Genomic DNA, 12,037 nt, shown 5'->3' on the forward strand with positions numbered 1-12,037 from the left:
CTATTTTAGCATTAAATAGGTGTTTAGATACCATTTCTGAAAAGTATAAAAACACCAAACTTGCATACTTTTGTCTTCCTTACCAGAGATATGTTTTTTAACTAAATCTGATACAAAATCTATATTAAAAAGGTTTTGAGATTCTATAAATTTTGGTTCTACGTAAGATTCTAATTCAGCTTTTAAGCTACCTCTTAGCCAATCGCCAACAGGTACTCCAAATCCTTGTTTAGATTTATCTAAAAAGCCTGGAGAAAATTTATCTGCAAAAGCTTCCTTTAGAATATATTTTTTATTCCAACCTTTCATTAAATAATTTTCTGGAAGTGAGTTTGTTAAATCCCAAATGGCTTTATTTAAAAAAGGAGCTCTACACTCTAATGAACTTAGCATACTTGTTCTGTCTACTTTTACGAGCATATCTCCTTCTAAACTTACATCTTTATCAACCATTCTAAAATCGGTAAGATTTTTAGGTTTATGTTGATTAAGTCTTGACTTAAACTCTGCAAAAGTGTCTTCAATTAAACTATTGTCTTTTAATAGTTGTGTTTTTTCATAATCGGTAAATGCTAATGAGATGATGTTCCAATATTGATTTCCATCATAATTAAAAGCTTTTAATAATCGATTTAGCTTAAAACGTTTCCCTCTATTATCATCCTTTGTATTAAGCAGTCCATTAGATAGTTTAAGTATTTGTTTGTGCAAACCTTTTGGTACTACAGAAGTGTACTTATTGTTAAGTTTGCCCATGTAGTATTTGTTATAACCTCCAAAAACTTCATCTCCACCATCACCAGTTAAAGCAACTTTAACATAGTCACTTGCATGTTTAGAAACTAAATATGTTGGTAGGGCAGAGGAGTCAGCAAAAGGTTCATCAAAATTTAAAAGAATATTATCAATTCCATTTTTAAAATCTTCTTCTTTTACTATAAACTCATGATGATTACTATTAACAAGTTTAGCTACAACTTGAGATTTGTCCGTTTCATCATAAGTTTTCTTTTCAAACCCTATAGAAAAGGTTTCGATTTTTTCATCAGAAATTTCAGCTAAACAATGAGTTACAACTGATGAATCTACACCACCAGACAAAAATGTTCCTAAAGAAACATCAGCAATAGATCTGCTTTCAACACTTTCCATCACTTTGTTATAGACTTCTTTTTTAGCTGCATCAAAAGAAATATCTATTTTTTCTATAGGTTTTTGCTTTTCAATTTCATGAATAGAAAATGTATCTGAACTTAAATCATAGTCTATATAGTGATTACTTGGTAGCTTATGGATATCCTCGTAAATTGAGTAAGGTGCTGGTATATAGGTTAATCTAAAATAAAGGTTAATACCTTCTTTACAGATATTTGGTTTGCTAGGTAGACAACTTACAATAGATTTTAACTCTGAGCCATAAATAAAATCGGTCTTAGTTTTTGTATAGTACAAAGGCTTTTCCCCAAAGAAGTCTCTAGCAATAAAAACTTTATTTTTAATCTTATCGTGTATGCTAAAAGCAAACATACCGTCTAATTCTTTAAAAGCATCAACTCCTTTTTGCTCATAGAGTTTTAGAATAACTTCTGTATCGCTGGTGGTTTTAAATGTAACACCAGAGTTTTCTAATTGTTGCTTTAAAATTCTATAGTTATAGATTTCTCCATTAAACACAATACCGATTTGATTGTTATCTGTGTACATTGGTTGTTTACCTGTACTTAGATCGATTATAGATAAACGACGCATAGCCATTGCTACAGAAGCCGACTCTGAAGCATCAATATAAAAACCATCTTCGTCAGGACCACGATGAAAAATGAGTTGGTTCATCTTAGCCAAATGATTTTTAAGCGATTCTTTATCTTTGTTTGTGTTACTTATAATTCCGTTTATTCCACACATATAGCGTCGATTATTTTTGTAAAAATTGGTTAAAAATAGAATAAATACTATCAATTTGGTAGGCTTTAGACCTTTTTAAGCTTAGTCTACCGTACTTTACTCTTTCTTCTGGGTTGTCTCTAAAATACTCTATGGCCTTTTGTAAACCAAGATGATCATCGTTATTTACTAAGAGTCCATATTTAGCAATATAGAACTCACCATTATTAATAACTACATCTTCATTTTCATTTAGCAATTCTAATGGACCAGATAGGCAATTTGCAGAAATACATGGAAGACCAACAGCCATTGCTTCTAGTAAGGCATTAGGAAAACCTTCTGTAAAAGAGGATAATACAAAACAATTACTTTTTATAAAATAATCATTTACATTTTTTACTTTCCCACCTAACTCTGCATAGCTTTCTATATTAAATTCTGCGATTTGGTCCTCTAAATAATCCTTTAACTCACCTCCTCCCAAAATTGTTAACTGAACATTGGCTTTTAGATCTTTTAAAGCTCTAAGGATCATTATATGATTTTTTCTTTTATTTAATGTGCCAGCAGTAATAATGTTTAGTGACTGTCCACTTTCATCTAAAGTTTCTGGTATAATTGTTTTTGCAGGAATTTCAATTGGGTTATAGATAACTTTCATCGGAATTTTAATTCCGAAATTATCTTTTAAATCCTTGTTTATATGAGTTGAATTAGAGAATAAAGCATCACATCTATTATAAAAAATAGGGTAAAACACCTTTGAAATTAAAAGCGATATTTTACTCGTTGTATTATCTGAAGGAAAGCCACGCTCACTTATAATTGTTTTTACTTTTTTGTTAAGCATTGCTATAATTCCATTAATTAAATTTGGAAAAGCAAGAAAAGAAACAGCTATATCAATATTTTTATTTTTGATAAAGCGTTTGTACTTGAATAGAAAAGTAATAAAGTCAAAAAACCTTAAATAATAAGGTCTATTCGCACCTTTTTCTGATAATATTATTACATCTACTTCTTCTGGAATAGGAAAATGAATAACATTATAAAAAAGAACTAGGCTAACATTGTAATCGTTTTTTAATTCTTTTAATAATAAACTAATTACCTTTTCTGCACCACCACTACCTAATGATAAGGTGAGAATACTAATATTTTGTTTGGGGTTGCTCACTCTTTATGTATTTACTTTCTTAAACTTTCCCAATTTAAACCTTTAAAACATGGTCCTTGTACCATCTCATTGAATGAGATTCCGTTATGCCCACCATTTAGCTCAATTAGTTTCACTTTGTTATTTTTATCTACTATAATATCCCAACCTATACATCTAATGTAAGGGACGCGGCTATGCATTTTTTTTACTTCAGATATACAATCGTTAAAAGAAGGTAAAACTTTACCAGCAAAATCAATATCGATGTCTGGTAGTTGTTTAGTAGGTTTAGTGTCTGGAAAAAAAGCGGTATCACATAATTTTCCATTTTTAATATCTATTGGTATTCTCATTTGCTTATCGTGAATAATATGTGTGTCATTACCACGAGCAAATCTAAAATAGCCAGCTTTTACATCAAAATTTCCTTCGTCATCACAAGTTGAAGTAAGACGAATTGTAGCAACAGATGAATTGTGAAACTCAGAGAAAAACGAATGCTGTTGTATATATTTTTGAAAAACACCATTGCCTAATTTTTTAATAGCATTAATATCAAAATTATTTTTGTTAAAAAAGTATACACCTTTTCCTTGTAATGAACTTTCAATTTTAAAAACAACTTTTTCATTTTCAGAGAAGAGGGTGTTTTTTAATTTTTCTTCATTTAGAATCTCATAATTTGGATTTAAGAATAAGTGATTTATATAGTAGCAAATATCTAAAGAATCGGTCTCTTCTAAGATTTTGCTTACAATCGCATTTCTGTCGCAAATCTTACCATATTCACCTTTTAAAATTGGTACTACACGTTCACCGTAAAAATTGTCAGGGATCCACCCTTCTTTAAACTCTTTTGAATAAGCGCTAAAGGCATAAAGCCAAGGAGCATATATTTTGCTTCCAAAAACATCATTAGCGTATTCATCACACATTTTTCTGATATTTGGCTCAAGTTTGCCCATTTCAGTTTCAGCAATTTTCAGCATTTGACTAGCTTCTTTGTTTTGCTCGTAATGGTAAACATAACTAGTACTCTTATCTAATATGCTTTTGGCTATATTTTTAATTGTTTTCATTTTTGTTTCGTTTAGAAATGATTTAAAATCAGTCTAATATTTTGTAAAAGAAATTTTCGTAATCTTTAATGATTTTATTCTTATTAAATTTTTTGTAAACAGATTCTCTAACTTCTTGAGGATTCCATTCTCTTTTATCATTTAGTCTTTTAAGAAATTCCTCTTCATCATCGACTAAAAAACCATTTACTTGGTCTTCTACTATTTCTTTTGTTCCACCAGGTGCCTTAAATGCAATTACAGGTGTTCCTACGGCACAACTCTCTAATAATGCGTTAGGGAATCCTTCTGAAAAAGATCCTTGCAAAAACATATCACTTTCCACTAAATGGTTTGCAACCTTATCGCTATAGTTTATTAGAGTAACACTCTCTTTAATACCCAATTTATCAATTTCATTTATAATTGTATCGTAATAACTACCTTCGCCAATTATGGTATAATGAAAAGGAAATTTTAATTTACTTAAGACTCTCAGTACTCGCACAAATCCTTTGGCTTCACTTAAACGACCAACAGTTATATATTTTTTTACTTTACTATCTGATTGGCTCGTTTTGATTATATCTATTTGTGTAACAGGGTTATTTAAAATTGTAATCTTGTCTTCTTCAATGCCACGAAACTGTATTAAGTTTTCTTTCATATCAGCTGATTGGCATATGTAGTAATCTAATTGTTTAAAACCGTAGCTATGATAGTCGAAAAAGAAGGTGATTAAAGATTTATTCTGTTTTCTTGGTTTATTATAATTAACGGGTGTGCCTGGAACACCAGCTTGGCGACCAACATATTTAGGTTTTGGAATAAACACTGAAATTATACCCATCATTACGTTAAGGTGAGCGATACTACTCAATACCACTTGGGGTTTTTCTTTTCGTATTATTTTGCATACAGCAAAAAAACCGTTTAGAACTCTAGATTTATTTAAAAAGATAACAGGAATACCAGATACCTTAAATTTGCTTTCACTTTCTTTACCTATTACAATTAGTGTAACATCAAATTTTTCTTTATCTAAATTTTGAGATACAAACGACATAATGCGTTCTGCTCCACCTGCAAATAGGGTAGGGAGTATAAAAAATATTTTACTTCTCATTCTCTAATTCTTTTATCTTTAAAAGTTCTCCAAATTTATAATCCCATTCTTCTTGAATGAATTTTTGATGTCCTGAGTTGTGATGGAAGGTAATTTCACCGAAATATATTTTTCCCTTTACTAAATAAAGATCCACTCTTACATAAATAAAGTCTTCAGCTAATTTCTCTACTACAGCAATCATTTCTTCTAGATTATCTGGCTTTTCTAGGTCTTTACCATAAGGTCTTCCCCAGTTACATGGAATTAAATTCCAGTCTTTATCATAAAGATTACGTGTTCTTAATTCACCAAAGCGATCGAAATCAATCATTATAAATGCTAGTTTTCCATTAAAACAATGAAATTTATAATCTTCGGGTATACTGCCGTCTTCATATGTTAGTAACTCTTCAGCAATTATGCGAGGTTCAATATTTTTATACTGCCATTCTCTAGAACTGTAAAAATAATTTTCTTTTAAAGTTCTTTTAAATCTTTTACGAGCTGCTTCCCAATCTACTTTAGTTTTATCTCTAACAATTAGACCGCCAGAACTATTGTGATTAGCCTTAATTATAAAATTGCTTTCTGGAAAATTTTCGGGTCTTATATCATTGGAATCTTTTGTTTCTAGGATTAAAGGAATTAAATATTTAGAACCAACTTTTTCTTCTACATAGTCTCTAACTTTATATTTGTCTGCAACTATTGTATGCAAATCCTTTCTGTTATAGAGCTTAAGCCAATTCATTTTCTCATTTAAAGTTTTAGGGTTTTCTAAATCTAACTTATAACCCATGCGCGCTTTAAATTGCTTTTTTATAATATGCTTATCGGACATAAATTTTAATATAAATTGATATATTAAATAAATAGGTCTAACTATATTATATCCAATGTCTGAATTTCTATAAATTTTACCAGCTCTATCTTGTAATTTTTTCATTTCTAAAACTTAATTAGATTATACTAATTATTTAAATGCTTTATAATTTGTTTAATGTTAACATCTCCAATAACTTTTGCAGGTATACCGGCTAAAACAGTATTTTCTTTATCGAAAGATTTATTTACAACAGCATTAGCTCCTATAGCCGTATTACTTGCAATAGTAATATTGCCATAAATTTTTGCGCCAGGTGCTATATAGACATTGTCACCTAATGTTGGTGCTTCATCTTCGCCTCCAGATGCACCAATATTTACACAGGCATGCATTCTACAATTGGCACCAATTTTGGCATTACCATTGATAACTATAGTACCATAATGTACAATAGCTAAACCTGGTCCAAATACATTTGGTGGTATAGAAAAACCTAATTTTACTGAAATATTTTTGTATTTATATTTTAGGTATAAATAATATAATTTGGATAAACCTCTGTTATTACAATTCTCATAATATTCTAAGGTTCGAAGTGTTTTTTGAAATTTCCAAATTAGATTAGGAGAAATACAAGAAACTATGCGTCCTAAAAAATTATTTTTTCCAATACGCAAGGCTTTTCTATCCTGATCTAGATAATATTTATAATCTTCTTTGCTCTGTATCATTGTAACAATATTAATTGTTCTACCGTAAGTGGCTATAAATTATACCTTAATTTTAGTTTATTATAGACTTGCTTGGACACTCTTTCATGGCCATAACATGTCCAATGTGGATCATGATCAAACGACCAGTTTTTATCATTAGATGGATCAAGTAGTATTGTATTAAACCCTAAAGATTTAAAAATGTTAATTATATTATGATCACTATTTGGTTTAAATACAAAGACTTTATCATCTATACGATAGTTGTTTTTTATGTAATTAATGAGCACCCTGACTTTGGTTTCGTTAGTTTTAAATTTGCTGATTTCTATTTTAACCTTTTTAGAATCTTCTTGAGTTTCATTACTTAAATTAATAGGAAACCTATTATATAAGTAATACAATAGTTTACAAGAGTATAATACTTTTTTTAAACCAGGTGATTTCATTTTGCCTTGTACTATTTCTTCCGTATTAGTATTTAACTGAGTTATATCAGTTAAACTTTTTATTTCTTTAATACTTTCATATATATCACCGTCACCTGTATGAATTAGGGTTAAAACAGGTTTTAAGGTATCCATTTGTTTGCTAATTTCCATAGACTCAATTAAAGTAACACCAGATCTTGCTGCTTCAAAAAAGTTATGATTTGGCATTTCCTTTTTTAGAAATGAAGATTGATGGCAGTCGTTAGGGTTCATAAAGTTTTCTATATACGAATCACCTATAATGGTTATAAGATTGTCATAACTTTCTGGAAGCTCACCAGGCCATCCCATAGAATTTATTTTCCATTTATGGTCTCCACCTTTCCAATATCCTTCTTGGTTTGGATAATATTTTTGAATACCATCAACATCTATAATTCGTTGAGGAATATCAGAATTTACATGAGTTAAACGCACTACAATTTCACCTATACAAATAGTTAATAAAAGAAAGAGGACTATATTTTTAAAGAATTTCTTCATAATTAAAACTGGAAGTATATGAATTGTTGTTCTTCACCAGTAAAGCTAAACATTAAGATAATTAATGTAATATAGAAAGCCCATCGTATAGGTCGTTTTATAAAGTCGATTTTTTCTATGGCATATTCGCCACTTCTTCCAAACCATTCGGTTATAATAAAGAATAGAACTAATAAAAGTATTGTACTTGGAAATATTTCTACTTTATAAAATAATGAAGAGGTTAGCAAATTTTGCAAATAAGAAATAGCATGCGAAACACTATCAGCTCTAAAAAACACCCATGCTAATAATGTTAGAAAAAATGTTAAAGTCATTTGAGCAAATTCTTTTATACTTGGAAGGTATTTACCCTCAGCGACTAAATCTGTGTTTTTTCTATTTTTATTAGTTAATAATAACGGTAAAAAATACAATGCATTAAGGGCACCCCATATTATAAAGGTCCAATTTGCACCATGCCAAAAACCACTCACAACAAAAATTATAAATGTATTTCTAACTTTCATTTTTGTACCCCCTCTACTACCTCCAAGTGGAATATAAAGATAGTCTCTAAACCACGTAGATAGCGAGATGTGCCATCGCCTCCAAAACTCTGCTATATCCCTTGAGAAGTAAGGGAATGCAAAATTTCGTTTTAAATTAAAACCAAATAATCTAGAAATTCCAATTGCAATATCAGAATAACCAGAAAAGTCACCATAAATCTGAAATGCAAAGAAAAATGCACCTAATAAAAGCGTACTACCGTTATATTCTGTATGATTATTAAATATAATATTGGCGTATTTTGCACAATTATCGGCAATTACTATTTTTTTAAATAATCCCCAAAGCACTTGGCGTAAGCCATCAACTGCATTGGCGTAATTAAATGAACGTTCTTTAGAAAACTGTGGTAATAAATTGGTTGCTCTTTCTATAGGACCAGCTACTAATTGAGGGAAAAAGCTAACAAAAGCCATAAAACCAACAAAATCTTTGGTAGGCTTTAATTTTTTATTGTAAACATCTATTGTGTAGCTTAAAGTCTGAAACGTATAAAAACTAATTCCAACAGGTAGAATAATATTTAGCGTATTGATATTTAGTTCTTTACCAAAAAACGTAAAAGAATCAACTAAACTATCAATAAAGAAATTGTAATATTTAAAGAACCCTAAAAAGCCAAGATTAACACCAATACTGATCCATAGTAAGACCTTTCTTTTAGATAGTTTTTCTGTTTTATTTAAATATATACCAATAGTATAGTCAACTAAAGTACTAAACAGTATTAAAGATAAGAATCTCCAGTCCCACCAACCATAAAACACATAACTGGCAATAGCAATTAAAAAGTTTTGTTCTTTAATGCGTTTACTGCCAATAAGCCAGTATAATCCGAATACAATCGGAAGAAATACAAAGAAATCTATGGAGTTAAAAAACATATTAGGTTAACAATTTGGGTCTTAGTTTTAATTCCTTAAAACTTCGAGCGGTAAATATGTTATAACTAATTGTAATAATCAAAATTATTCTATGAATTGTATTATAATAACCTCAACTAACATTATATATTAACTTCTTTTTACGAAAATCATCTGATAATCAACGCAATAAATTTATGCAATTATAGGGTATTTATTTTTGAATAAAGAGGGTGCTTATTCTTTAGTTATAAACAACTCATTTTCGGTTGTGTAGATATAATTCTTGTATAGAGCATCTTTGTTATTTGGTCGATAAGGATTTTTCAATAAAAATTCTCTCAATCTATTATTAAAAGAATAGTCTTTTAGCTTATAAGATTTATTATTAATATTTTTTTCTATTTGTAATGATATTTTTTGATTAGACTGATCACCTATAACAGTCCAGCCGATAGTTTCATTTGCAATTTTATAATCTGAAGTTTCAATTGGTAGTTTATCTTCTTGCGCATTAAATAATGGAATATACTTGTCTACATAAAATGCTACAATTAAAGACCGCAATGACCATAAGCAGCTACCAGCTCCGCTGTAACCGTCTAAAAGTCTATGATCATCATTATAATAGCCTTGAGTTAGTTTTCCTTTTTGTAATGCGTTATTTTTAACAAAATGAGCCCATGTTAAGTCTAAGGTTCTTAATGCAGTTCCTGCTGAAATTTCTTCAGGGGCAATTAATGCGGAAGTAACAATAGGAGCAGGTGCAGCTAATCTATAACAAACACTTCTTCCCATTATAGGAAAACCATTTTCACTAAAAAGATGCTTGTAGAATTTCACGAATTCAGAATGGCTTTGTCTTATAAATTCTCTGTCGAATGTTGGGTCTATTTGGTCTAGCCAAAATAGGCTGTAGTGTATAGACCATGCGTTATAATAGTCAATTCCTTTTGGAGGATCATCAAACCAGCCTTCGCCTAAGTAATGTTTGCTTTTGTATTTTTTATACAAATTATTAATAAAATTAATATTGTTTTCATCCGAATATCCTAAAGCTTCTAATGCTTTAACTATTGTAATAGGGAAGAGGTTCCAATTATTGTCAACAATTTTTTTATTGACACTTAGGTTTAACCACTTTACAATTCTATCTTTTTCTGATGTCGTTAATGTACTCCATATTTGGTCTTTAGATATCCATAAAGCTAAAGCAATATCAGCAGCTTCTACAATACGTTGATTTTTATCTTTAACATCACCCCAATATTCGCTATGCTTAGGATTTGTTCCATTTAATAAGCCTCTTTTTATTGTTTTAGTGATACTGTAGGTTTCATCATTTAAGACTAAAGTTTCAGAATGATTTGAGGATAACCATGCTGCTGCTAAAGGAAAAAATCTAGCAAATCCTTCAATACCGTTTATTGTTCTTCCTCTAGAACTAATTTCCCCTGGATAATAGATAAAAGCCCCTTCTGGCGATTGGTATTTTACATTTCCATAAGCAAAATATTTAAACAATTGCTCGTAACGGTTAGTTGTAATTTGATTTTCTTTATCTAAAAATGTTTCTTTGATGGATAAATCAATTTTTTCATAATTGTCATATGGTTCAACTTTATCAGACCAACCATCTGCTGCAATTGTTGACACCTTGTATTTGTAAACTACAAACAAAGCAAGAAGTGCAATAATACAAACTACTAGTATCTTCTTTTTGTTATTTTTAATAAAAAGGAATAGCTTTTTCATATTCTATTTATCTGGTTTTTTGAAAAAATCTAGATGACCTTCATTTATTCTATTATTATCTATCATATATCCTATGAAAACAAATAATACTATTAAATAGGGTTGATTGATTACACTTTGCAAGCTTACCATAAAAATGTAAAGCACAATTAAAATAGCCATTGCAAAAAACCGAAGATGTTTCTCTAAAGTGAAGGTTTTAAAGAAATAGTAAAATAAAATAAAAAGAAATAATATAAAAGTAAAAATACCGGCATCCACCCATATACCAACATATGTGTTATGACCTCTCATATATCCCGAAAACTCAACACCGTTACCTAAAATTGGATTTTCATAAATATATTGAATCACATTTTGTACCAAATCACCTCTTCCAGAATTATCCACCTTATCTAAATTTAAGGTTAATACATTAATGATATTATCAATTTTTACAATTTGTGCTTTAGATAAATCTAAATTTTTTGTCTCGGATTTCAGTGCAAAAATCCCTACATAAAAGACTGCAATTAAGACACCAAGAAGTATAAGTCTTATACCCGTAAAGAACTTATAATTAGTAATAAAAAATACGATTGTAAAAACAAATAGTCCGGTAGTAGAGAAGGTTAAAAATACACTATAGAATAAGAGTAGTAAGATTAAAATTTTAGTAACTTTAGTAATAAAGTTCCATGGTATAAAGAATTTATCAAATAATATATAAGCAATTATACTTGCTAATGCTGCATTATTTGCATCACCATAAAGTCCTTCAGCACGATCTAATTCGCGGGCATAAACACCACCAGAACCGAGACTATAGTTAAGTTTAATTAAAATAACAGTAATAATTGCAGATACAACAAACGAAAATGTAATGACTTTAAAAAACATTTCAAATTGCTCTCTGTTACTCAATAGAAAATAAAAACCTACGAAATAAATGAGAGGTATAAGTGATGCTGCTAGAGATGGTTGAAATCCACTTAATCCTGTGGCAAGAATTCCAAAACAATAATATATAAGATAATATACAAACCATAATCTGTTTGTAGTAGAAGTTGTCTCGATATTTTTTCTAAATAAAAATAGGCCTGCTACTATGAGTCCAAGATTTGCATATGCAAAAAGTTGAGACATTGTTTCACCTCCTATTT

General features: G+C 29.6%; 10 protein-coding genes. All 10 read right to left on the reverse strand.

Features of this window, described 5'->3' with window-relative positions:
• Complete coding sequence (gene asnB, locus H8K90_RS07495) at positions 1 to 1,905, reverse strand: asparagine synthase (glutamine-hydrolyzing) (protein ID WP_186845348.1); 1,905 nt, start codon at positions 1,903 to 1,905, stop codon at positions 1 to 3.
• Between the two features lie 10 nt (positions 1,906 to 1,915).
• Complete coding sequence (locus H8K90_RS17050; RefSeq protein ID WP_186845349.1) at positions 1,916 to 3,064, reverse strand: glycosyltransferase; 1,149 nt, start codon at positions 3,062 to 3,064, stop codon at positions 1,916 to 1,918.
• 11 nt (positions 3,065 to 3,075) lie between these two features.
• Positions 3,076 to 4,125 carry a sugar-transfer associated ATP-grasp domain-containing protein gene (locus H8K90_RS07505; RefSeq protein ID WP_186845350.1) on the reverse strand — a complete coding sequence of 350 codons (1,050 nt, stop codon included), beginning with the start codon at positions 4,123 to 4,125 and terminating at the stop codon, positions 3,076 to 3,078.
• Positions 4,126 to 4,153: 28 nt separating this feature from the next.
• Entirely contained in the window at positions 4,154 to 5,230 is a 1,077-nt protein-coding gene (locus H8K90_RS07510) for a glycosyltransferase (RefSeq protein WP_186845351.1), read from the reverse strand.
• On the reverse strand, positions 5,220 to 6,158 hold the full coding sequence (locus H8K90_RS07515; RefSeq protein ID WP_186845352.1) for an ATP-grasp fold amidoligase family protein: 939 nt from the start codon (positions 6,156 to 6,158) through the stop codon (positions 5,220 to 5,222). Before H8K90_RS07515 ends, H8K90_RS07510 begins: the two co-directional genes overlap by 11 nt.
• Before the next feature lie 23 nt (positions 6,159 to 6,181).
• Entirely contained in the window at positions 6,182 to 6,769 is a 588-nt protein-coding gene (locus H8K90_RS07520; RefSeq protein WP_186845353.1) for a serine O-acetyltransferase, read from the reverse strand.
• Positions 6,770 to 6,801: 32 nt separating this feature from the next.
• A complete protein-coding gene (locus H8K90_RS07525) occupies positions 6,802 to 7,725 on the reverse strand; it encodes a hypothetical protein (RefSeq protein ID WP_186845354.1) in 924 nt (307 codons plus the stop codon).
• Positions 7,726 to 7,727: 2 nt separating this feature from the next.
• On the reverse strand, positions 7,728 to 9,161 hold the full coding sequence (locus H8K90_RS07530; RefSeq protein ID WP_186845355.1) for an MBOAT family O-acyltransferase: 1,434 nt from the start codon (positions 9,159 to 9,161) through the stop codon (positions 7,728 to 7,730).
• Positions 9,162 to 9,377: 216 nt separating this feature from the next.
• A complete protein-coding gene (locus H8K90_RS07535) occupies positions 9,378 to 10,895 on the reverse strand; it encodes a DUF2264 domain-containing protein (RefSeq protein WP_186845356.1) in 1,518 nt (505 codons plus the stop codon).
• Between the two features lie 3 nt (positions 10,896 to 10,898).
• On the reverse strand, positions 10,899 to 12,020 hold the full coding sequence (locus tag H8K90_RS07540) for an O-antigen ligase family protein (RefSeq protein ID WP_186845357.1): 1,122 nt from the start codon (positions 12,018 to 12,020) through the stop codon (positions 10,899 to 10,901).
• Positions 12,021 to 12,037: the final 17 nt, after the last annotated feature.

The sequence above is a fragment of the Winogradskyella echinorum genome, assembly GCF_014297365.1.
GTDB lineage: Bacteria > Bacteroidota > Bacteroidia > Flavobacteriales > Flavobacteriaceae > Winogradskyella > Winogradskyella echinorum.